This is a genomic window from Streptomyces montanus (assembly GCF_005786655.1).
GTDB lineage: Bacteria > Actinomycetota > Actinomycetes > Streptomycetales > Streptomycetaceae > Streptomyces > Streptomyces sporangiiformans.
On the sequence record NZ_VBZC01000048.1, the window covers coordinates 45,202 to 67,370 of the forward strand.

22 protein-coding genes are annotated in these 22,169 nt (G+C 70.9%); 15 read left to right on the plus strand and 7 right to left on the minus strand.

What is annotated here, in order from left to right; genetic code table 11:
* Positions 1 to 32: 32 nt before the first annotated feature.
* The gene (gene hutU, locus FE633_RS33785) at positions 33 to 1,697 is read right to left on the minus strand and encodes a urocanate hydratase (RefSeq protein WP_138048984.1); all 1,665 of its coding nucleotides are present in this window, start codon (positions 1,695 to 1,697) and stop codon (positions 33 to 35) included.
* Positions 1,698 to 1,825: 128 nt separating this feature from the next.
* Here hutU and FE633_RS33790 point away from each other — a divergent pair, with 128 nt between their 5' ends.
* The 6 genes from FE633_RS33790 to FE633_RS33815 all read left to right on the plus strand — a co-directional run bounded on the left by FE633_RS33790 (position 1,826) and on the right by FE633_RS33815 (position 7,503).
* On the plus strand, positions 1,826 to 3,208 hold the full coding sequence (locus tag FE633_RS33790) for a type III PLP-dependent enzyme domain-containing protein (protein WP_246113962.1): 1,383 nt from the start codon (positions 1,826 to 1,828) through the stop codon (positions 3,206 to 3,208).
* A gap of 329 nt (positions 3,209 to 3,537) precedes the next feature.
* On the plus strand, positions 3,538 to 3,936 hold the full coding sequence (locus tag FE633_RS33795; protein ID WP_119102745.1) for a hypothetical protein: 399 nt from the start codon (positions 3,538 to 3,540) through the stop codon (positions 3,934 to 3,936).
* Positions 3,933 to 4,835, plus strand: a complete 903-nt coding sequence (locus FE633_RS33800) for a hypothetical protein (RefSeq protein WP_138048986.1) — start codon at positions 3,933 to 3,935, stop codon at positions 4,833 to 4,835. Before FE633_RS33795 ends, FE633_RS33800 begins: the two co-directional genes overlap by 4 nt.
* 94 nt (positions 4,836 to 4,929) lie before the next feature.
* The gene (locus FE633_RS33805; protein ID WP_138048987.1) at positions 4,930 to 5,556 is read left to right on the plus strand and encodes a roadblock/LC7 domain-containing protein; all 627 of its coding nucleotides are present in this window, start codon (positions 4,930 to 4,932) and stop codon (positions 5,554 to 5,556) included.
* A gap of 14 nt (positions 5,557 to 5,570) precedes the next feature.
* A complete protein-coding gene (locus FE633_RS33810) occupies positions 5,571 to 5,945 on the plus strand; it encodes a roadblock/LC7 domain-containing protein (RefSeq protein WP_138048988.1) in 375 nt (124 codons plus the stop codon).
* Positions 5,946 to 6,138: 193 nt separating this feature from the next.
* The gene (locus tag FE633_RS33815) at positions 6,139 to 7,503 is read left to right on the plus strand and encodes an APC family permease (RefSeq protein WP_138048989.1); all 1,365 of its coding nucleotides are present in this window, start codon (positions 6,139 to 6,141) and stop codon (positions 7,501 to 7,503) included.
* 123 nt (positions 7,504 to 7,626) lie between these two features.
* Here the strand turns inward: FE633_RS33815 and FE633_RS33820 are convergent, their stop codons facing one another.
* The 3 genes from FE633_RS33820 to FE633_RS33830 form a co-directional block, all read right to left on the minus strand.
* A complete protein-coding gene (locus FE633_RS33820) occupies positions 7,627 to 8,211 on the minus strand; it encodes a hypothetical protein (protein WP_138048990.1) in 585 nt (194 codons plus the stop codon).
* 111 nt (positions 8,212 to 8,322) lie between these two features.
* Complete coding sequence (locus FE633_RS33825; protein ID WP_138049007.1) at positions 8,323 to 9,156, minus strand: MurR/RpiR family transcriptional regulator; 834 nt, start codon at positions 9,154 to 9,156, stop codon at positions 8,323 to 8,325.
* Between the two features lie 71 nt (positions 9,157 to 9,227).
* Entirely contained in the window at positions 9,228 to 10,778 is a 1,551-nt protein-coding gene (locus FE633_RS33830) for an aromatic amino acid ammonia-lyase (protein WP_138048991.1), read from the minus strand.
* Positions 10,779 to 10,921: 143 nt separating this feature from the next.
* Between FE633_RS33830 and FE633_RS33835 the strand changes: the two genes are divergently transcribed.
* From FE633_RS33835 to FE633_RS33855, 5 genes are all read left to right on the plus strand, one after another.
* On the plus strand, positions 10,922 to 11,953 hold the full coding sequence (locus tag FE633_RS33835) for an ABC transporter ATP-binding protein (RefSeq protein ID WP_138048992.1): 1,032 nt from the start codon (positions 10,922 to 10,924) through the stop codon (positions 11,951 to 11,953).
* Positions 11,953 to 12,603 (plus strand): ABC transporter permease, encoded by a 651-nt coding sequence (locus FE633_RS33840; protein WP_138048993.1) that lies wholly within the window; start codon positions 11,953 to 11,955, stop codon positions 12,601 to 12,603. The genes FE633_RS33835 and FE633_RS33840 overlap by 1 nt, the downstream gene beginning before the upstream one ends.
* 4 nt (positions 12,604 to 12,607) lie before the next feature.
* Complete coding sequence (locus tag FE633_RS33845) at positions 12,608 to 13,270, plus strand: ABC transporter permease (protein ID WP_138048994.1); 663 nt, start codon at positions 12,608 to 12,610, stop codon at positions 13,268 to 13,270.
* Positions 13,271 to 13,363: 93 nt separating this feature from the next.
* The gene (locus FE633_RS33850; RefSeq protein ID WP_138048995.1) at positions 13,364 to 14,299 is read left to right on the plus strand and encodes an ABC transporter substrate-binding protein; all 936 of its coding nucleotides are present in this window, start codon (positions 13,364 to 13,366) and stop codon (positions 14,297 to 14,299) included.
* 86 nt (positions 14,300 to 14,385) lie between these two features.
* Positions 14,386 to 14,814, plus strand: coding sequence for a hypothetical protein (locus tag FE633_RS33855; RefSeq protein WP_138048996.1), 429 nt, complete (start codon positions 14,386 to 14,388; stop codon positions 14,812 to 14,814).
* Positions 14,815 to 15,183: 369 nt separating this feature from the next.
* Here the strand turns inward: FE633_RS33855 and FE633_RS33860 are convergent, their stop codons facing one another.
* A complete protein-coding gene (locus tag FE633_RS33860; RefSeq protein WP_138048997.1) occupies positions 15,184 to 16,575 on the minus strand; it encodes a cystathionine beta-synthase in 1,392 nt (463 codons plus the stop codon).
* Between the two features lie 182 nt (positions 16,576 to 16,757).
* On the opposite strand from FE633_RS33860, the gene FE633_RS33865 reads away from it, so the two are divergent.
* From FE633_RS33865 to FE633_RS33875, 3 genes are all read left to right on the plus strand, one after another.
* Positions 16,758 to 17,777, plus strand: a complete 1,020-nt coding sequence (locus tag FE633_RS33865; protein ID WP_171060227.1) for an SGNH/GDSL hydrolase family protein — start codon at positions 16,758 to 16,760, stop codon at positions 17,775 to 17,777.
* A gap of 329 nt (positions 17,778 to 18,106) precedes the next feature.
* Entirely contained in the window at positions 18,107 to 19,327 is a 1,221-nt protein-coding gene (locus tag FE633_RS33870; RefSeq protein ID WP_138048998.1) for an acetyl-CoA C-acetyltransferase, read from the plus strand.
* A 258-nt stretch (positions 19,328 to 19,585) separates the two neighbouring features.
* Positions 19,586 to 20,368: a hypothetical protein gene (locus tag FE633_RS33875; protein ID WP_138049009.1), complete on the plus strand. Its 783-nt coding sequence runs from the start codon at positions 19,586 to 19,588 to the stop codon at positions 20,366 to 20,368.
* 106 nt (positions 20,369 to 20,474) lie between these two features.
* On the opposite strand, the gene FE633_RS33880 is transcribed toward FE633_RS33875, so the two are convergent.
* Positions 20,475 to 20,786 (minus strand): hypothetical protein, encoded by a 312-nt coding sequence (locus FE633_RS33880; protein ID WP_171060228.1) that lies wholly within the window; start codon positions 20,784 to 20,786, stop codon positions 20,475 to 20,477.
* A 101-nt stretch (positions 20,787 to 20,887) separates the two neighbouring features.
* On the opposite strand from FE633_RS33880, the gene FE633_RS33885 reads away from it, so the two are divergent.
* A complete protein-coding gene (locus FE633_RS33885) occupies positions 20,888 to 21,118 on the plus strand; it encodes a DUF4287 domain-containing protein (RefSeq protein WP_103550712.1) in 231 nt (76 codons plus the stop codon).
* 73 nt (positions 21,119 to 21,191) lie between these two features.
* Here FE633_RS33885 and FE633_RS33890 read toward each other — a convergent pair whose 3' ends face one another.
* Positions 21,192 to 22,106: a Bax inhibitor-1/YccA family protein gene (locus FE633_RS33890; protein ID WP_138048999.1), complete on the minus strand. Its 915-nt coding sequence runs from the start codon at positions 22,104 to 22,106 to the stop codon at positions 21,192 to 21,194.
* Positions 22,107 to 22,169 lie beyond the last annotated feature (63 nt).

A 22,169-nucleotide genomic window follows, 5' to 3' on the forward strand; every position in this document is an offset into this window, starting at 1 on the left:
ATGAAAGGAGGCAGACGCGCCGTCGTACGGGCTCACGCCTCGTCACCCTCGCGCATGGGAACCCGCACGCCCCGCTCGTCCGCCACCGACTCCGCGCTCTCGTACCCCGCGTCCACATGACGGATGACGCCCATCCCGGGGTCGTTCGTCAGCACGCGCCGGATCTTCTCCCCGGCGATCGGCGTACCGTCGGCGACGGTGACCTGACCGGCGTGGATGGAGCGGCCCATGCCCACGCCGCCGCCGTGGTGGAGGGAGACCCAGGAGGCACCGGAGGCCACGTTCACCATGGCGTTCAGCAGGGGCCAGTCGGCGATCGCGTCGGAGCCGTCGAGCATGGCCTCGGTCTCGCGGTACGGCGAGGCCACGGAGCCGCAGTCGAGGTGGTCGCGGCCGATCGCCAGCGGGGCCCGCAACTCCCCGCTCGCCACCATGTCGTTGAAGCGCTCGCCCGCCCGGTCCCGCTCGCCGTAGCCCAGCCAGCAGATGCGCGCCGGGAGGCCCTGGAAGTGGATCCGCTCGCCGGCCATCTTGATCCAGCGGTGCAGGGACTCGTTCTCCGGGAAGAGGTCGAGGATCGCCTTGTCCGTCTTGGCGATGTCCGAGGCCTCGCCGGAGAGCGCCGCCCACCGGAAGGGGCCCTTGCCCTCGCAGAACAGCGGCCGGATGTACGCGGGCACGAAGCCGGGGAAGGCGAACGCCCGGCCGTACCCGGCGAGCTGGGCCTCACCCCGGATGGAGTTGCCGTAGTCGAAGACCTCGGCACCGGCGTCCATGAAGCCGACCATGGCTTCCACATGCCGGGCCATCGACTCGCGGGCGAGGGTGGTGAAGCCCGCCGGGTCCTTCGCCGCACGGGAGCCCATGTCGTCGAAGTCCACGCCGAGCGGCAGGTAGGACAGCGGGTCGTGCGCCGAGGTCTGGTCGGTCACGATGTCGACGGGGGCGCCCTCGGCGAGCATGCGCGGCAGCAGCTCCGCCGCGTTGCCGAGCAGGCCGATCGACAGCGGGCGGCGGGCGTCGCGCGCCTCGACCGCCAGCTGGAGTGCGTGCTCCAGGGAGTCGGCCCGCACGTCCAGATACCGGTGCTCGATGCGCCGCTCGATCGCACGCGGATCGCAGTCGATACAGATCGCGACGCCGTCGTTCATGGTGACGGCGAGCGGCTGGGCGCCGCCCATGCCGCCCAGCCCGGCGGTGAGCGTGATCGTCCCGGCGAGCGAACCACCGAACCGCTTCGCGGCCACCGCGGCGAACGTCTCGTACGTGCCCTGCAGGATGCCCTGCGTACCGATGTAGATCCACGAACCGGCCGTCATCTGGCCGTACATGGTGAGTCCCAGCTGCTCCAGGCGCCGGAACTCCTCCCAGTTCGCCCAGTCGCCCACCAGGTTCGAGTTGGCGATGAGCACTCGCGGGGCCCACTCGTGGGTCTGCATGACGCCGACGGGACGGCCGGACTGGACGAGCATCGTCTCGTCCTGCTTCAGGGTCCGCAGCGTACGGACCATCGCGTCGAAGGAGCGCCAGTCGCGGGCCGCCTTGCCGGTGCCGCCGTAGACGACGAGCTGGTCGGGGTGCTCGGCGACCTCGGGGTCGAGGTTGTTCTGGAGCATCCGCAGGGCGGCCTCCTGCTGCCATCCCAGGGCGCTCAGTTCCGTACCGCGCGGGGCTCGTACGGGGCGGGGTCCTGACATGGTCTGCCTCCTAGCGGACGTGAACGCTCCAATGTTGGAGTAGCTATTCACATCCTGTCTTCATGAATAGAGCTAGTCAATACGTTCGTACGTCCGCACGAGCGGGCCGCGGGTGTTTGGCTGGATGTATGGCGGCACACACAGGGGACACGGACCCCACAGAACGGGCGCCGGACACGGCGTCGGACGGGGGCGCGCGGCGGGACGAGGCCGTCCGCGCGGCCGTGGAACAGGGGCTCGTCGGCCCCGCCACCCCCATCATCGGACTCCTCGACGTCACCGGCATCCGCGCCGCGGCGGCGGCGCTGCACGCGGCCTTCGACGCGGTGGCCGCACCGGGCACACCCGTCCTGCACGCGTTCGCGGTGAAGGCGACTCCGCTCGTGCCGGTACTGCGGCTGCTGCACAAGGCGGGCATCGGCGCGGAGGTGGCGAGCCCCGGCGAGCTGGCCCTCGCCCGCGCGGCCGGGGTGCCGCCGTCCCGGACGGTCCTCGACTCCCCCGCCAAGACCCCGGCCGAGCTGCGCGAGGCGCTCGCCCTGGGCATCGCGGTCAACGCGGACAACCCGCAGGAACTGGCCCGCATCGACGCACTCGTCCAGTCGGCTGCCACCCGCTCCCCCCTGGGACTGCGGGTGAACCCGCAGGTCGGCGGGGGTTCCATCGAAGCGCTGTCCACGGCGACGGCGACCTCGAAGTTCGGGGTCGCGCTGCGGGACGAGGGGGCGCGCGAGTGGGTCGTACAGGCCTATCTGGACCGGCCGTGGCTGACCCGGCTGCACGCGCACTCCGGTTCACAGGGAATGCCGCTGGAGCTGATGGCGCGCGGGGTGGCGGAGACGTACGGCCTCGCCGAGGAGATCAACGCGCGCGCCGGGCGACGGCAGATCGACACGCTCGACATCGGCGGCGGGCTGCCGGTGAACTTCACCGCGGACGCCCAGAGCCCGACGTACGGGGAGTACGCGCGGCTGCTGGCGGCGAGCGTGCCGGGATTGTTCGACGGGCGCTACGGGCTGGTCACGGAGTTCGGGCGGTCGCTGCTCGCCAAGCACGGGGTGGTGCTGGCACGGGTCGAGTACGCGAAGACGGCCGGCGGGCGAGCGATCGCGGTGACGCACGCGGGGGTGCAGGTGGCGGCCCGCACGGTGTACGCGCCGGCGTCATGGCCGCTGCGGGTGGGGGCGTACGACGCGAAGGGACGCCCCAAGGCAGGGCCCGACGTGGTGCAGGACGTGGCGGGGCCGGCGTGCTTCGCGGGTGACCTGCTGGCCGAGGGGCGCTCGCTGCCGCTGCTCGAACAGGGCGACTACGCGGCCGTGCTGGACACGGGGGCTTACTACTTCGCGCACCACTACGCGTACAACTCGCTGGCGCGGCCGGGGATTTACGGGTTCGGGCCGGATACGGAAGGCGGGGTGCGGTTCGCGACCGTACGGACGCCGCAGACGCTGGAGGAGATCGTGGCGGAGTCGGGCGGTCGCCATGTGGGGGGCTTGGCGGGGCTGTAGCACAAGGACTCCAACGGCCTGCGCGCCCGGCGTACGCACCCACAGGTGCGCCCGGCGCGCGGCTGAGTGCCGTGCTTCAACTCATTCGCGCGCCGTTGCCGCATTGACGCGGTGATGCCGCCACCCTGAGACGTCACTCGGAGCCATCCGCTCACGTCAGAGCGCCAACGGCGCGCCAGGCGTCAACTCGCCCCGGAAGACGGCCAGTCGACCCACTTTAGTCAGCGCGGGCATGTTCCACTGGAAAATGCCGTAACTCTCACCTCCCACGCACACGTTGCGTAGCTTCGTCGTCACTCAGCCGTACCCGAGGCGGGAGGGGAGCCACGGTGCCCGGAATCGACGAGTGTCTGGTGGAAGCCATGAGGCTGCCCGGTGCCCTGGGCGCCGCGGTGGTCGACTGGACCAGTGGCCTGGCGCTGGGCACGGTCGGTGAGGCGCCGGGCGGTGACCACGAGACGACCGCGGCGGAGGCCGCGGAGCTGGCGCGGCTCGCGGCGGAGCACGGGGCGTTCGCGCCGGAGAAGGGCCCGGACCAGGAGGGGCAGGACCCGCCCGTCGAGGACCTGATCGTCAGCAACCGGGACACGTACCACGTCCTGCGGTTCGTGGCGACGACCTTCGACAGCAGCGTCTTCCTCCATCTGTGGCTCGCCCGCGCCGACGGCAACCTCGCGCTGGCCCGAATACGGCTCGGCGAGATGGCCGGACGGCTGGTGCTGGGATGACCGTGATCGACACGCCTCCGCCCCGGCTGCCCGTACGGCAGACGCCGGCCGAACCCGGCGTATCCCCGACGACCGGCCCCGGCGTCTCCCCGATGCTGCACCGGCTCGCCGCCGAGCGCGCCACCGGCGTACTGCTGCGCGAGCACGGCACGCTCTACCTCTCCGACGGCCAGGTCACGCACGCCGAGAGCCCCGAGACCCCGGGCCTCGACGTGCTGCTCGCCACCGGCGGCGCCCTGGACGCCGAGTCCTGGCGGGAGGCGATCGCGCGGGCCGGGGCGCGGCGGCAGGTCGGGCGGTTCCTCGTCGACAGCGGCCGGGTCGCCGAGGGCGCGCTGGAGTTGTGCCATGTGGCGGCCCTGTTCGACGCGGCGTACTTCGTGCTCGGGCCGTCCGGCGCCCCGGCGCGCTTCCGGTACGGTGCCGCGCACTGGCTCGGAGCGGTGCGCCCGGTACCGGTGGCCGCGCTGGAGCGGGAGAGCCTGCGCCGCCGCGAGTTGCTGCACCGCATCTGGCCCGCACCGGCGACGGACACCGCCCCGCTGATCAGGGCCGACCGCGCCGCCGAGCCCCCGGTCCCGTCCCGCCAGGAAGCGGTACTCGACCAGGTGAACGGGGTCCGCACGGCCGCGGACATCTCGCTCGCCCTGGGCCGCCCGGCGTTCCACACCCTGGTCGATCTGCGCAGGCTGGCCGCGGCGGGCATCGTCACGACGGCCGCCCCCCAGTCCCTCCGGGCACCCCAAGTGCCCGGGGCAACGGGCCCCGCCGCGGCAGACGCGGCACCCGAGCCGCCGCCCCCGCACCACGACCCCGTGTCCGCCCTGCTCACCCAGACCTCGGCCGACCCCGACATCGCCCTGCTGCGCCGGCTCCGAGACGCCCTGGAGGCCCTGTGACCGGCGGCGCCCAAGACACCCCCCTGACCGGCGGCGACGTACGGGAGGACCTGTGATCCGCGCGCTTCGACAGCGTGCCGAGAGGAGACTGCTCATGGCGGCGGAGGCCGAAGTCCTCGATGAGCTCCATCGGTTGCGGGCCCGCGTGCCCCAGTTGACCGGCGCCCTCGCGGCCAGCGTCGACGGGCTCGTGCTCGCCCAGGACACCCCCGGCGTGGAACCGGAGGGCCTCGCCGCGCTGACGGCCGCCGTACTGGGCGTCGGCTTGCGGATGACGGACGCCACCGGGCAGGGCGACTTCCGCGAGCTGCTCGTCCGCGGCGTGAACGGCTATGTGGCGACGTACGCGGCGGGCTCGTCGGCCGTACTGACGCTGCTGGCGCAGGACCGGGTCAACGTCGGACGCCTGCACCTGGAGGGGCGCCGCGCCGGCACGCGCATCGGCGAGCTGGTCGACGCCGCGGCGGCCCGCGCCGAACCACCCCCGCGGACCGCCGGAGCCGGAGCCAGGACTCCCGCGAAGACCTCGGCCCCACTGCCCTCCAGAGGGACCGCGAAGACCACCTCCACAACCCCTTCCGAAGCCACCTCCACCTCCACCGACAAGTCCGTCCCTGCACGAGCCCGAACCGCGCGAACCAATGCGCGGGCGAACGCCCGGGCCGGCGCGCGGAGCAACACCCGCGCGATCCCGAATCCCCCTACCGCCACTGAGAGTTGAAAGGACACCACACCATGGCGAACACCGAAACCGCGTTGAAGGAAGCCCTCGCCTCCATCGAGGGCGCGACCGGAGCCGCGCTCGTCGACTACACCAGCGGCATGGCGCTGGGCACGATGGGCGGCAGCAAGGGCTTCGACCTCAACGTCGCGGCCGCAGGCAACACCGACGTCGTACGCGCCAAGCTGCGCACCATGGAGCACCTCGGCCTGAAGGGCGACATCGAGGACATCCTGATCACCCTGTCCGACCAGTACCACCTGATCCGCCTGATGTCGGGCCGCGGCGGCAACGGCCTCTTCCTCTACCTGGTCCTCGACTCCAAGCGGGCCAACCTGGCGATGGCGCGCCATCAGTTGAAGAAGATCGAGGCGGACCTGGAGGTCTGACACCGGCCTGGAGAGGTCCGGCGAAGGCGACCTCGCGGCTCCTCGCGGCTCCTCGGAGCTCCGAGGAGCCGCGAGGCACGACGAGGGTCGCGCACAACCTCTGACAAACCTCTGAGAATCGATCGCGCACGCATCGCGGGCCTTCGACCGGGCAGTACTCCCCCGGACAGATCACCGACCGGGGGAGGTTCTCTTGTCCACGACCGAAACAAGCACCGACGCGCAGTCTCCGGCCGAGGAACCGGCACTCAAACGTGCCATCGGTCCCAAGCTGCTGATCCTCTTCGTGATCGGCGACATCCTCGGAACCGGCATCTACGCCACCACGGGCAGCGTCGCCGGGAAGGTCGGCGGAGCGCTGTGGCTGCCCTTCGTCATCGGCTTCGCCGTGGCGATCCTGACGGCGGCCTCGTACGTCGAACTCGTCGGCAAGTATCCGCAGGCAGCCGGGGCGGCCCTCTACACACAGAAGGCGTTCAAGGTCCCCTTCTTCACGTTCATCATCGCCTTCATGGTGATGTGCTCGGGCCTGTCGTCCGCGAGCGCGGCGGCCCGCGCGTTCAGCGGTGACTATCTGGCCGAGCTGACGGGCGACGCCCTGCCGCCGACGCTCGTCGCGATCTGCTTCATCCTGCTCCTCGCCGCGCTGAACCTGCGGGGCGTCTCCGAGTCGGTGAAGACGAACGTGATCCTGACCCTGGTCGAGCTGACGGGCCTGCTGATCATCCTCTCGATCGGGGCGTACGCCGTACTGACGGGCGACGGGGAGCCGTCCCGGCTGACCGAGTTCGAGGCGAGCGGCACCGGATACGCCCTGATCACCGGCGTGCTGGGGGCCACGGCCCTGGGCTTCTTCGCCTTCGTGGGCTTCGAGGACTCGGTCAACATGGCGGAGGAGACGAAGGACCCCGTCCGCACCTTCCCGCGGGCGATCTTCATCGGGGTGACGGTGACCGGGACGATCTACGTGCTGGTGGCGCTCGTCTCGTCGCTCCTCGTCGACTACAAGGTTCTGGAAGGATCCAGCGGCCCGCTGCTGGAGGTCGTGAAGGCGGGCGGCGTCGACTTCCCGCACAAGCTCTTCGCGCTCATCGCACTGTTCGCCGTCACCAACTCCGCGCTGATCAACATCATGATGGCCTCGCGGCTGTGCTACGGCATGGCCAACGAACGCATCCTGCCCCGCGCCATGGGCCGCGTGCTGCGCCGCCGCCGCACCCCCGTGGTCGGCATCGTCTTCGTGGCCCTGCTCGCGATCGGCCTGGTCTCGACGGGCGAGATCGAGGGCCTGGGCGACACGACGGCGTTCCTGCTGCTGTGCGTCTTCGCCGTGGTCAACGTCGCGGTCCTCGTCCTGCGCCGCGACCCCGTGGACCACACGCACTTCCGCACCCCCACCGCCCTCCCGGTGCTCGGCGCCGTCACCGCCCTGATCCTCGCCAGCCCCCTGGCCGACCGCCCGGCGGACGTCTACATCCGCGCGGGCGTCCTGCTCGCGATCGGCGTGGGGCTGTGGGCGGTGAACAAGCTGGTGCTCCGGGCCCGGGGCGAGGACTGAAGCACGACGCCGCAGCCGCCAACGACGAGAAACCCCGACAAGAAACCCGCCCAGAACTGCGATACCCGCACGGCCGGTGCGCGGGCGGGAGAACAACGCCCGGCCGCAGGCCGAGGCGCGGTCCTACACCAGCACCTCGCCCCGACGCCGCGCCCCACCAGGCGCGGCGTCGCCCGCCGCGATCCCCGTGGCCCGGTACCCCTTCACCCGCTTGCCCGCGGGCGCACCCGCCCCCCGGCCGAGCCAGTCGACCCGGACCCACAGCAAGGCGTCGGAGCCCCGCTCCAGGCGGCCGAGCCAGGCGGCCTTCAGACGCAGGCCGGCCCCCGCCCCGGCTAGCAGCATGCCGCCCGCGGCGGGCACCGCGAACGCGCTGCCCAGCGCGGCCACGAAGGCGAGGAGCAGCCACCAGCGATGTCCCCGGCGCCAGTTGCGTACGGTCACGGCCCGGTCCTGGAGCACATCGTGCTTGCCCGCGCGGGCGGCGCCGTCGGCGAGCGCGACGTACCGCTTCCTGCGCGGCACCAGCACCGCGGCCACCGTGACGAGGAAGAGCGCGGCTCCCGCCATCACCCCGATCCGGCGTCCGGTCACGCCCGGTACGAGCAGTCCGATGCCCGCCGCGAACACTCCGAGCCACCACAACGGCACGACCCCGGCCCGTACGACGACGGCCACCCGAGCCAGTCCCTGACCTCCGCGCGTCACCTTCCCGCCTCCTCGTCCTCGTCGTCCTCGTCGAAGGTACGAAGTCTCTTCGGGCGCGCAGGGTAGCGACCGAAGGTGAGACGAGTCTGAGAAACTCTCCGATTCCCGCGCCTACTCCACGAACAGTCCCCGCGCCGCCGCCCGCGCGTCGAACTCCTCGAGCCGCGCCTGCGCGTCCGGAAGGCCGTCGCACATCGCCTCCAGCAGCACCCGCCCGAGCAGCATGGGCGCGCAGGCCGTGTCGAAGGCGAGGCCCGTACCGACCGCGGCGGGCAGCAGCAGGTCGGACACCTTCGCCACCGGCGCGAACGCCGAGTCCGCGACGGTGACCACGGTCAGTCCGGTCTCCTTGGCGTGCGTGAGCGCGTCCACGACCTCGCGCGGATGCCGCGGCAGCGCGAAGCACAGCAGTGCCGTGGCTCCCGCCCGGGCCGCCGCGTCGATGCGGTCGGCGAGCATGGTGCCGCCCTCGTGCAGCAGCCGTACGTCGGGATGGACCTTGGCCGCGAAGTACGAGAAGCCGTACGCCTGGGAGGCCGCGGCCCGCAGCCCGAGCACCGGCAGCGGACGCGACGCGGCGAGCAGCCGCCCGGCCCGTTCCACCGGCCGCGGGTCCGCGAGTGCGGAGGCCAGATGCCGCAGGTTCTCGATCTCGGCCTCCACGGCCTGCTGGTACTCGTTGTAGGAGGCCGTGTCCGCGACCGGCTCCGTGGGCGTGACCTCCCGCAGATGCCTGCGCAGCGCCGGATAGCCGTCGAAGCCGAGCGCGACCGCGAAGCGGGTGACGGACGGCTGGCTGACGCCGGCGAGCTCCGCGAGCTCGACGCTCGACAGGAACGGCACTTCGGCCGCCCGCCGCACCATGCTGTGCGCGATGCGCCGCTGCGTCGGTGTCAGCCGGTGACCCTCGAAGAGCGCCTGCAGACGCGCGGCAGAACTGTCCATCACGTTTCTGCTCCTGCCCACGCCCGGGTCTCCTTCCACGCCCGCACTCGCATCCGTACCCCTGTCCACGCTCATGCCGTGCTCCCCCTCCAGATGTCCGTGAACCGGTCGAGCAGTGCGGCCGCCGCCGTCACATCGTCCGTGAGCGGCCGGTCGGCCTGGCCCGGGTCGAGCACCGACTCGGCGAGTTCCAGCGCCCGGCCCACCGGAAGATCCGGTTCCGGCCGCAGTTCACGCTGGCGCAACGCCCGTACGGCGGCGACGAGTTCGCAACCGACGACGAGGCGGTACGCATCGCACGCGCGCAGCGTCTGAGATGCGGCGAGGGAGGCGAAGCTGGCCTGTTCCTCGACGCCTCGGGAGAGTACAGCGTGGCCGAGCGAGGCGGGTGCGGAGAAGGCGCGAAGATCGCCGAGGGCGGCTCCGGCGGCGTACTCCAGGATCATCACGCCGGAGGAGGCGGGCTCGTGGTCGGCGAGGAAAGGGCGCAGGCGGGTGTAGGCGGGCTCGTTCAGCGTCGACAGCCGGGACGTCGACAGGCGCGCGACCTGGGTGAGGGAGAGCCTGAAGTGGTCGAGGGCCAGGGCGAGCCCGGCCTGGTAGAAGCCGCCGTGGTGGTACGCGGCCATGTCCTCGACGCAGATCAGCGGGTTCTCGGCGGCAGCGTTGATCTCGACGGCGAGGATTTCTTCCAGGGCATCGGCCGCGTCGTGTGCCGGGCCGTGGATCTGGGGCAGGCAGCGGAATCCGTACGGATCCTGGAGGCGTCCGAGCGGCGGCGTCGGGTGGTCGGCGGCGCCGAGCAACTCGCGCATGCGCCGCGCCACTTCGGCCGTCCCGCGGTGCCGGCGCGCGGCGTGCACGGGTGCCGCGTACGCCTCGTACGAGCCGTCCACCGCGAGCAGTGACAGCGCGGCGACGACCTGCGTGGCCCCGATGAGCCCACGCAGCTCGTGCAGGGCGAGCGCGGCCTGGCCGAGGGCGAGGGCGTTGCTGCTGATGAGGGCGAGGGCGTCGTTGTTGTCGAGGGGCTGTGGTGCGGGCGCGCCCGCCCCGCGCCACGGATGCTCTCCCGCCAGCGCCAGCCCCACCTGGGCCAGCGCCGCTATGTCCCCGGTGCCCACCGAGCCGAACTCGTTCACGACCGGATACGCCCCGCTCTCCAGCGCCTCGCACAGCGCCGTGACCACGGTGGGCCGCAGCCCGGCCCCGCCCGCGAGCAGCTGGTTCGCCCGTACCGCCAGCATCGCCCGCACCTGCCGCGCGGGCAGCTCCGCGCCGATCGCGCCGGCGTGGCTGCGCAGCAGCCGCAGACCGTGGCCGGTCGCCGCCTCGGTCGGCACGTCCTCGTTCCGGTTGGCGCCGACGCCGGTGGAGCGGCCGTACACGCGCCCGGTCGCGGCGATCCGCCGGGCCGCGTCCCAGGAATCCTCGACGCGCTTCAGCGCCTCGGTGCCGGGGACCGGCCGGGCGGCCCCGTCGGCGAGGCGCACGACGTCGGCGACGCCGGTGCTGTACCCGTCGAGGACCACCAGACCGGGCGTGGCGGCACGGGAACCCGGGTTGGGGACACCGGAGTTCGGGCCGGCGGTCCCCGGTACGTCCACGATTCGAGACGACATCACGCGCAAACTCCTCCCAAACACAGACATCCCATCTCGCCTGACAGTCATCTGTAACCAGCGATTTACCCGGGAGCGTTGACAACCTATTCAGATACCAAGAACTCTGCATGACGATATACACGTCGGGCAAGGGACACCTCATGATCCAATTCGATGCGGTCCACAAGCGCTTCCCGAACGGCACCACGGCGGTCCACGACCTCTCCCTGGAGATGCCCGAAGGTGGCGTGACGGTCCTCGTGGGATCTTCCGGTTGCGGCAAGACGACCACCCTCCGAATGATCAACCGGATGGTCGACCCGACCTCCGGAACCATCCGGGTCGGCGGCCGCGACGTGCTGGAACAGGACGCCGCGGAGCTGCGCCGCTCCATCGGTTACGTCATCCAGCAGTCGGGCCTCTTCCCGCACCGCACGGTGCTCGACAACATCGCGACCGTGCCGCTGCTCCTCGGCTGGGGCCGCAGGAAGGCACGGGCGCGGGCGGCGGAACTGCTGGAGACGGTCGGCCTGACCACCGAGGCCGGCAAGCGCTACCCGCACCAGCTCTCCGGCGGCCAGCAGCAACGCGTCGGCGTCGCCCGCGCGCTCGCCGCCGATCCGCCGGTGCTGCTGATGGACGAGCCGTTCGGTGCGGTCGACCCGGTCGTCCGCACCCAGCTCCAGGACGAACTGCTCAGACTCCAGAAGGAGTTGAGCAAGACGATCGTCTTCGTCACGCATGACATCGACGAGGCGGTCCGGCTCGGCGACCGCATCGCGATCTTCCGCACCGGCGGCCACCTCGTCCAGTGCGCCCCGCCCGCCGAGCTGCTCGCGCACCCCGCGGACGAGTTCGTGGCGGACTTCCTGGGCGCCGAGCGCAGCCTCAAGCTCCTGTCGCTGACAGCGCTCAAGGGCATACCGCAGGCGCCGGCCCCCGAGGGCGGCACCTGGGAACTGGTGCTGGACGGCGCCCGCAGGCCCCTGCACTGGCGCACCGAGGACACCGAACTCCCCGTACGGCCGCTGAGCGACGCCGACTCCCTGCTCGCCGCCCTCAACGAGTCCATCGCCTCCCCGACCGGACTCGTGGCCCGCGTCGACGCCGACGGCGCCCTCACCGGCGTGACGTCGCGCGACGAGATCCACGCGCATGCCGGACTCGCCCACGAGGAAGCCCGGGTCGCCTGATGACCATCGACTGGTCGTGGATAGGCGACCACACCGACGACCTCACCACCCTCACCTTCTCCCACCTCCAGGCGGCCCTCTCCGCCGTCTTCGTCGGCCTGCTGATCTCCCTCCCGCTGGCCGTGGTGGCCCACCGGATCCGCCCCCTGCGAGGCCTCCTCCTGGGCCTCTCGAACGTCCTCTTCACGATCCCGTCGATCGCGGTCTTCGTGCTGCTCCTCCCGGTCTCCGGCCTGACCCGCACCACCACGGTCATCGGCCTGACGATCTACAGCCTGGTCGTCCTCCTCCGGAACACCGTCGAGGGCCTCGACTCCGTCCCCGTGAAGACGAAGGAAGCCGCGAAAGCCATGGGCACGCGCCCCCTGCGCGCCCTCCTCACCGTCGAACTCCCCCTCGCGCTCCCGGTGATCATGGCGGGCGTCCGCATCGCGACGGTCATGTCGATCTCGCTGGTCTCCGTGGCGACGTACATCGGCGACGGCGGCCTCGGCCAGCTCTTCACGGACGGCTTCCAGCGCAACTTCCCGACCCCGGTGATCGTCGGCGTCGTCCTGACGCTCCTGCTGGCCCTGGTCGCGGACACGCTGCTGGTCGCCGTCCAGTACGTACTCACCCCGTGGACTCACCGGAAGCAAAGGGCGGCCTGAGCCCATGTACGAACTTTTCAAGAACCTCGGCAGCTGGCTGGTCAGCGGCGAGCAGTGGTCCGGCTCCGACGGCATCGGCCACCGCCTCGCCGAACACCTCCAGTACTCGCTCCTCGCCACCCTCGTGGCGGCCGCGATCGCACTCCCCCTGGGCCTGCTCATCGGCCACACCGGCCGCGGCGCGTTCGTCGCGATCAACCTCGCGTCCTTCGGCCGCGCCCTGCCCACCGTCGGCCTGGTCGTCCTGGTCTTCCTCGCCAGCGGCCTGTCGATGTGGCCGGTGTACGTCGCCCTGGTCGCTCTCGCCGTCCCGGCGATCGTGACGAACACGTACGCGGGCATGAACGCCGTCGACCCGGACGTGAAGGACGCCGCCCGCGGCCAGGGCATGCGCTGGTACCAGGTCCTCTTCCAGGTCGAGCTGCCGCTGGCGCTCCCCCTGATCATGACCGGCCTGCGGCTCGCGCTGATCCAGGTGGTGGCGACGGCCACGATCGCCGCGTACGTCTCTTTCGGCGGGCTGGGTCGGTATGTGTTCGACGGGCTTGCTCAGCGGGACCTTGTCCAGGTGCTGGGCGGGGCAGTGCTCGTGGCCGTGGTCGCCGTCGTGCTCGACCTGGCGCTGAGCGGCCTCCAGCGGGTGCTGTTCCGTCATCGCCCGGCGTAGGCGCACATGTGACAGTCCCGCGCCCCTGATGGGGCGCCGCCCTCCGGCGGGGCGCCCCCCGACCTCTGCAACTCCACTCAGGAGCTTCCACCCATGAACCGACGTACTCTCCTCGGCGGGCTCTTCGCCGCCGCCTCCGTCCCCGCGCTCGCCGCCTGCAGCAGCGGCATCACCTCGCTCGACGGCGAGGGCAACGTCGGCTCCGGTGGCGGCTCCAGCAAGAGCGGCATCACCATCGGCACCGCCAACTTCACCGAGAACCAGGTCCTCGGCTACCTCTACGCGGCCGTACTCGACGCCGCGGGCGTCAGGACGACGGTCCGCCCGAACCTCGGCACGCGCGAAATCCTGATCCCCGCTCTCAAAGGCGGCGACATCGACCTGCTCCCCGAATACCAGGGCGCGCTCCTCCACTACATCGACCCCAAGTCGAAGGCCACCGAGGAGGGAGAGATGCAGAACGCCCTCGCGATGACCCTGCCCGCCGGGCTCCAGGTGCTGCCGTACGGCAGGGCCGAGGACTCCGACGCGTTCGCCGTCACCCGGGAGACGGCCGACAAGTACGGCCTCTCCTCCCTCGCCGACCTGAAGAAGCAGAACGGCAGGCTCGTCATCGGGGCGGCGCCCGAGGTGAAGAAGCGCGAGGTCGGCGTGGTCGGCCTGAAGGACGTGTACGGGGTGGAGTTCAAGGAGTTCAAGTCCCTCGACTCCTCGGGGCCGTTGGTGAAGGGCGCCCTCAAGAAGGGCGACGTGGACGTGGCGAACCTCTTCACCACGGACACCGACATCCAGGCCAACGGGTGGGTCGTCCTCACCGACCCCAAGAACCTCGTCCCCGGCCAGCACGTCGTCCCCCTCATCGCCGACCGCAAGGCCGATTCGACCGTCCGCAAGGCCCTCGCCGAACTCGGCAACGTCCTCACCACGGCGGACCTCACCGAGCTGAACCGTCAGGTCGACAAGGACAAGAAGGACCCCGAGGACGTGGCGAACACTTATGCCGAGAAGAAGGGCCTGACCAAGAAGTAGGGCAGCGGCCGCAGGGGGTACGGCCCCGCCGGGACAGGGGGGCTAACCCCAGTGCCAATCGGGCTCCGGCTCCTTACCGTGAGCACATGACCGGTACTGATGCCCGCGACGCCGAACTCAAGAAGGAACTCGACGCCACCCTGCATGTGCGCAGGGAACTGGGCGACGACTACGACTCCGCGCTGGTCGAGTCGTTCCTGGAGAAGGTCGAGCAGCGCCTGGACGGCGTGGTGGATCGCCGTGTACGCCGCCAGCTCGCCGAACAGCAGATGGTGGTGGCCCGCGAATCGCGCTCCCCGCAGGCCAACGACACCTGGGGCGAGCGCTTCGGCTTCGGAATCGTCTCACTGGTCCTCGCGATCCCGCTGTCCGCGATCGGCGGCGGCGTGGCGGACCTGCCCGGCCTTCTCGTCGCCTGGACGGGCATCGTGGGGGTCAACGTGGTCCAGGCCACGCGTCACACCCCGCTCTTCGGCCGCCGCAAGGACAAGCCGGAATCGGACTGGGAGAAGTAACCGGAGAAGTCACCGCGTCGACCGGAGAAGTCACCGGGTCCAGAAGGCTTGGCGCGGGGACCGCCGCACCCCCTTGTCGGGGGGCGGGACGACGGCGGTCCCCGCGAGGGACGCGGGCCGGGTCAGGGCCGGGCTTACGCGTCCGTGGCGTCCATGGAGGTCCGGGAGCCGCTCCGGAGGTCCTTGGCGCCGTTCGGCGCCGGCTGAGGAGGGGAGCCGCTCCCCCCTCGCCGACAACCACCAATGTGCCGGACGCGTGTTAAGCGTGTGCTGCGCGGACGTGACGCGCTCGTACCACTTCCGCGAAGTCCCGCTCCGACCGCGCGCGCCGTAAGTTCCCCTCCGGCGCGGGCAGTTCACCGGTATTTCTTACTGCCGACTGTTCTTGGCCAGGAAGGACAACAGGTCCTGCCGGCTGACCACACCGGTCGGCTTGCCCTCGACCAGGACGATCGCCGCGTCGGCGGCGCCGAGTACGGACATCAGGTCACCCACCGGCTCACCGGAGCCGACCTGCGGCAGCGGCGGCGACATGTGCTTCTCCAGCGGGTCCTCCAGCGAGGCCTTCTTGGTGAACAGGGCGTCGAGAAGCTCGCGTTCGACGACCGAGCCCACGACCTCAGCCGCCATCACGTCCGGGTGTCCGGCGCCGGGCTTGACGATCGGCATCTGCGAGACGCCGTACTCGCGCAGGACGTCGATCGCCTCGCCGACCGTCTCGTCCGGGTGCATGTGGACGAGCGAGGGGATGGAGGCGCCCGCCTTGTCGCGGAGCACGTCGCCGACGCGTGCGCTCGGACCGCTGTCCTCCAGGAAGCCGTAGTCGGCCATCCACTCGTCGTTGAAGATCTTGCTCAGATAGCCACGTCCGCTGTCCGGCAGCAGCACGACGACGACATCGTCGGGCCCGAGCCGCTCGGCGACGTGCAGCGCGGCGACGACGGCCATCCCGCAGGACCCGCCGACCAGAAGCCCCTCCTCCTTCGCGAGCCGTCGCGTCATCTGGAAGGAGTCCTTGTCGGACACGGCGACGATCTCGTCGGCGACGGTCCGGTCGTAGGCGGTGGGCCAGAAGTCCTCCCCCACCCCTTCCACCAGATACGGCCGCCCGGATCCGCCGGAGTAGACGGACCCTTCCGGGTCGGCGCCGATGACCTGCACCTTGCCGTCACTCACGTCCTTCAGATACCGGCCCGTACCCGAGATGGTCCCGCCGGTCCCCACGCCCGCCACGAAGTGCGTGATCCTCCCGCTCGTCTGTTCCCACAGCTCGGGGCCGGTGGAGTGATAGTGCGAGAGGGGATTGTTGGGGTTGGAGTACTGGTCGGGCTTCCAGGCGCCGGGAGTCTCGTGCACCAGTCGGTCGGAGACGTTGTAGTACGAGTCCGGGTGCTCCGGATCCACGGCGGTCGGGCAGACGACGACCTCGGCTCCGTACGCCCGCAGGACGTTGATCTTGTCGGTGCTCACCTTGTCGGGGCACACGAAGATGCACTTGTACCCCTTCTGCTGCGCCACGATCGCGAGCCCGACGCCGGTGTTACCGCTGGTCGGCTCGACGATGGTGCCCCCGGGCTGCAGTTCGCCGCTCTTCTCGGCGGCCTCGATCATGCGCAGGGCGATGCGGTCCTTCACGGAACCGCCGGGGTTGAAGTACTCGACCTTCGCGAGGACGGTCGCCTGGATGCCGGCGGTCACGCTGTTGAGCCTCAGCAGCGGGGTGTTGCCGACGAGACTGATCATCGAGTCGTGGAATTGCACCGTTGTCTCCGGAGCTGCAAATGAAATGGTCGGGGTGGTTCCGTCAGCCTATGGCCTGTCCGGCGTAATCCGCCGTACAGGCCGTGAGCACGTCCTGTACGTTCACGCGCCGTTGAGATTGGGCGACGGTCCGTACGGGGCAAGCAGTGGGTGTACGGGCTTAGAGGAGGTGGCGGCTTCGCATGTCGAGCTTGTCGAGGGCGAGGGTGGCACGGCGGATCGCCGCAGGCGCGGCGTACGGCGGTGGCGGGATAGGGCTTCTGGGCGCGGCGACGGTCGGCCTGGTCCTGGCCGAGGTGCAGCTTGCCAAGCGGCAGGTGGGCAACGGACACAGCCCGCACCCGCCGAGCGCCGACGGCCTGTACGGATCCTCCTTCGCGGCTGCCGATGAGCCGCTGCGGCTGACCATGCTCGGGGACTCCACGGCCTCGGGGCAGGGGGTGCACCGGGCCCGCCAGACGCCGGGCGCGCTGCTGGCCTCCGGGCTCGCGGCGGTGGCCGAGCGGCCGGTGGAGCTGCGGAACGTGGCGCTGCCCGGGGCACAGTCGGACGACCTGGACCGCCAGGTCGCGGTGATTCTCGGGGATCCTGCTCGGATCCCCGACGTGTGCGTGATCATGGTCGGCGCGAATGACGTGACGCACCGGATGCCTCCGACCCGCTCGGTCCGCCATCTGTCCGCGGCGGTACGGCGGCTGCGTACGGCCGGTGCGGAGGTGGTCGTCGGCACTTGTCCCGACCTGGGCACCATCGAGCCCGTCCAGCAGCCGTTGCGCTGGCTGGCCCGCCGCGCCTCGCGGCAGCTGGCGGCGGCGCAGACGATCGGCACGGTGGAGCAGGGGGGTCGCACGGTGTCCCTGGGCGACCTGCTGGGCCCCGAGTTCGCGGCCAACCCTCGTGAGCTGTTCGGCCCCGACAACTACCACCCCTCCGCCGAGGGCTACGCGACGGCCGCGATGGCGGTACTCCCGACGGTCTGCGCCGCGCTGGGCCTGTGGCCGGCGGAGGAGGAGCGCCCGGACGTCTCCCGCCGCGAGGGCTTCCTGCCGGTGGCCCGTGCGGCCGCGGAAGCGGCGTCCGAGCCGGGCACGGAGGTCACGGCCGCCATGCCCACGGGCCCGCGCGGCCCCTGGGCCCTCCTCAAACGCCGACGCCGCCGCCGCGTACCGGAAACGGATCCGGCACCTACACCGTCCACGTGAGGCGGGGGGCGCCTTGGGGCTGGTGGGTGGGGACGCGCCCCTTTAGGGGCGCGGGGAACTGCGCGACAGCCACAACCGACCCGCAGCCGAAGTACGAAACCCACCCACCCCACCGCCCTCCCGCCCGAGAGCGACCGCGGGTCCGGGGGGGGGCCGGGGGGCGCAGCCCCCAGTTTCGGGAAGGGGTGGGGTTGGGGAAGGAAAACGCACCGGCCAAGCAAGCGCTTAGAAAAATGCGGTGGGGGTCACACAGCCCTATCCGTGACCTCCACGGTACGTGCGGGTAACTTCCCAGACAGCCCAAGTCCCGCAACGCCAATGGAGCCGTGATGCCCGAAGCCGTGATCGTCTCAGCCGCCCGCTCGCCGATCGGCCGCGCCGGCAAGGGCTCGCTGAAAGACCTCCGCCCGGACGACCTGACCGCCACCATCATCGAGGCCGCCCTCGCCAAGGTCCCGCAACTGGACCCGAAGGACATCGACGACCTGATGCTCGGCTGCGGCCTCCCCGGCGGCGAGCAGGGCCACAACCTCGGCCGCATCGTCGCCGTACAGATGGGCATGGACCACCTCCCGGGCTGCACCGTCACCCGCTACTGCTCCTCCTCCCTCCAGACCTCCCGCATGGCCCTGCACGCCATCAAGGCGGGAGAGGGCGACGTCTTCATCTCCGCGGGCGTGGAGATGGTGTCGCGCTTCGGGAAGGGCTCCTCGGACGGGCTGCCCGACACACACAACCCCCTCTTCGCCGACGCCGAGGCCCGCACCGCCGCCGTCGCGCAGAGCGAGGGCGCGACCTGGCACGACCCGCGCGAGGACGACCTCCTCCCCGACCCGTACATCGCGATGGGCCAGACCGCGGAGAACCTGGCCCGCCTGAAGGGCGTCACCCGCCAGGACATGGACGAGTTCGGGGTCCGCTCGCAGAACCTCGCCGAGGAAGCCATCAAGAACGGCTTCTGGGAGCGCGAGATCACCCCGGTCACCACCCCGGACGGCACGGTCGTCAGCAAGGACGACGGCCCCCGCCCGGGCGTGACGCTGGAGGGCGTCCAGGGCCTGAAGCCGGTCTTCCGCCCGGACGGGCTCGTCACTGCCGGCAACTGCTGCCCGCTCAACGACGGCGCCGCCGCCCTCGTGATCATGAGCGACACCAAGGCCCGTGAGCTGGGACTGACCCCGCTCGCCCGGATCGTCTCCACCGGCGTCTCGGGGCTGTCCCCGGAGATCATGGGGTACGGCCCGGTGGAGGCCAGCAACCAGGCCCTCGCCCGGGCCGGCCTGACCATCGACGACATCGACCTGGTCGAGATCAACGAGGCGTTCGCCGCCCAGGTGATCCCGAGCTACCGCGACCTGAACATCCCGCTCGACAAGCTGAACGTCAACGGCGGCGCGATCGCGGTCGGCCACCCCTTCGGCATGACCGGCGCCCGCATCACCACCACGCTCATCAATTCGCTCCAGTTCCACGACAAGCAGTTCGGCCTGGAGACGATGTGTGTCGGCGGCGGCCAGGGCATGGCCATGGTCATCGAGCGCCTCAGCTGAGACGAGGCGCCCGCCACCGATCCAGGGCCCGGAACCCCCGGGCCCTGGACCATTCTGTGATCCAATCTCCCCCATGATGTGACCTACACCCCGCCGAATGGGGATGTACGCAGCTCAGAGCGGGTTCACGGCCAAACATCGAGCCCAAATAACTGTCCAATTCGTGACGTAATGCACTGACAGCTGGATAGTCCGCCCTTCAAGCTGATGTAGGAAGTCGGGGGTCGACTTTGAACCGGGAGTACGTCAGTGAGCGCCATGCCTCTAGCCCTGCTGCTCACCGCGGCCGCCGCCACGGCCGTGGGCGCGGCCACCCTGCATGCCGTACACGGGCTGCGTCGACAGATCGCGGCCCTGCAGAGCGAGCTCAGCCAGAGCCGTACGGCGGGCGTGCGGGCCGCGGTGCCCGCGGCCCGCAGCGCCGCGGACACGGCCGAGATACGCGCTGCCGTCGCCGAGGCGCTCGCCGAGGAGCGGGAGCGGGAGCTGGCCGAGGCGCGGGCTTTCTGGGCCGCCCAGGAGGCGCGTGACGCCTCGGACGGGCCCACGCTGCTCGGCCTGCCGGACAGCGAACTGTTCCTGCCGCGCCAGTCGGACTTCGCGGGCCTGGAGCACCTGGAGGCGGTGACCGAGCCCGGCGCCGACGCCGAGGAGCTCGCCCCGGACTCCCCCGAGCTGGCCGCGGCCCGCCGCCGCCACCCCTCGCACCCCGACTTCGTACCGGTCCAGTCACCGGTCGCGAACGACCACGAGCGTACGGTCGCCTGTCTCGAGGAGCTGGCCGAGTCCCGTACGGAACTGGCCGATGTGCGCCCCGGCCCCCTGGGCACGCTCGACGTCTACGTCTTCGCCGACGGCACCACGCTCTGTATGACCCCGGGCCACCGCGAGACCGCGGAGAAACTGGCCGGCGCCCTCCGCGAGGGCGAGACCCCGGTCCTCCTCGGCGGCTCCGGCGTCTCCGGCGCGTACGCCCTCACGTTCTCCTGCGGCGACCACAACGTGTACATCCTGGCGGACCGCGTCATAGCCTCGCTGTAGCCGTAAGTTCCGGTGGCCCCGCCGCAGCCGTGAGGACCGGTGCACCGGTGCGGTCGCGGGCCCGGAGGCGTTGCAACCGCAAGGACCCCGATGGGCCCGCACAGAGCTAGACCCCCGCGCGTTTCTGCGCCTCCTCCACGAGGCGCACCGCCTCCGCTACCTCCCCCTCGGTCCTCAGTACGAGCGCGAGATCGTGCCCGGCGACCGTGATCTGGTCGGCGGCCGCGAACATGCCCGCGTCGGGCATCTCCCGTACCGGCCCCTGAGGGTCCTCCAGCAGCTGGGCACGCAGTGCCAACTCCCTGGCCAGACCCAGCGCCTCCGCCGCCGCCCCCCGCTGGAGCCGGCTCTGCGGAGCGGCCCGCAAACGGTCGGCGAAATGGTCCACGGCACTGGTCAAGGGGGTCGTATCAAGCACGCCGCGAGACTACGCGCCTCAACAGGACTGTTGCCAACAGGCCAACCCTCAGGCACCGTGACTTGAAGGACCGGCTTACATCCCAGCGTCCGGAGGCGCCGATGTCCCAAGTCTTCTCCGAGGAGACCCATCGCAACCTGCTCGCCCGAATCCCCCATTGCACCGGCCGTGAAATCTCCGACTGGCTGCGCACCGTCGACGAAGGCCCCGCTCTCTTCCGCTTCGAGGAGAAGGTCAGCTGGCTCCGCGCCGAGCACGACCTCGCGTACGGCCACGCCAAGGCGATCATTCACGAGTACGACCTGAGGAGGGCCGCGCGCAAACTGCTCTGAGCGCGCACAACGAGAACGGTGAAGGGCCCGCGAACCAGAGGTTCGCGGGCCCTTCAGGCGTTACCGGCCCCGATTAGTCGTCGCCGCTGAAGATGGCGACCAGGCGCAGCATCTCGACGTAGATCCACACCAGGGTCATGGTCAGGCCGAAGGCGGCCAGCCAGGCCTCCTGGCGCGGAGCGCCGTAGGCGATGCCGTCCTCGATCTGCTTGAAGTCGAGCGTCAGGAAGAACGCACCCAGGATGATCGCGATGATGCCGACGATCGCGCCCATCGGACCCATGCTGCGCAGCCCGCCGTCCGGTGCGACACCGAACGCGACCAGCAGCAGGTTGACCGCCATGACGAGCACGAAGGCGATGGCGATGGCCATGCCGATGCGCGCGTACCGTGCGGTGACGCGGATCCAGCCCGCCTTGTAGACCAGCAGTGTGGCGCCGGCCACCGCCATCGTGCCGAGCACCGCCTGGAAGGGCGCGCCACTCCAGCGGCTGTTGAACATCTCGCTGATCACGCCGAGGAAGACGCCCTCGAAGGCGGCGTACGACAGGATCAGCGCGGGCGACGCGTTGCGCTTGAAGGTCTGGATCAGCGCGAAGACCATCGCGATGAGCGCCGCACCGATGGCCAGGCCCCAGCTGGTCGGGGAGACCGGCAGCAGGGCCCAGGCGAGCACGGCACCGACGGTGACCGTGCCGAGGGTCATGGCGGAGCGCGTGACGACGTCGTCCATCGTCATGCGGTCGGTGGCGGGCGGGGCCTGCGGCGGGGCGCCCTGCTGCAGGTCCTGCGGGGCGTACGGGTTCTGAGCATAAGGATTCTGCGCGTACGGGTTGCCGCCCTGCGGGGCGTACGGGTTGCCCTGGGCGTACGGGTTCCCCTGCGTTCCGACAGCGGGGCCCCCGGCCTGCGGCTGAGCGTTGAAGCCCGCGTAGCCGTTGTCGCGGCTGAACCCCCGTCGCGAGAAGACCGGGTTGCTGCTCCTCATTTCACTCCTCCATGGCCACCCTGCGTGGCCTTGGCCTTAAGAGTAATGGGTAGGCAAAAGAAT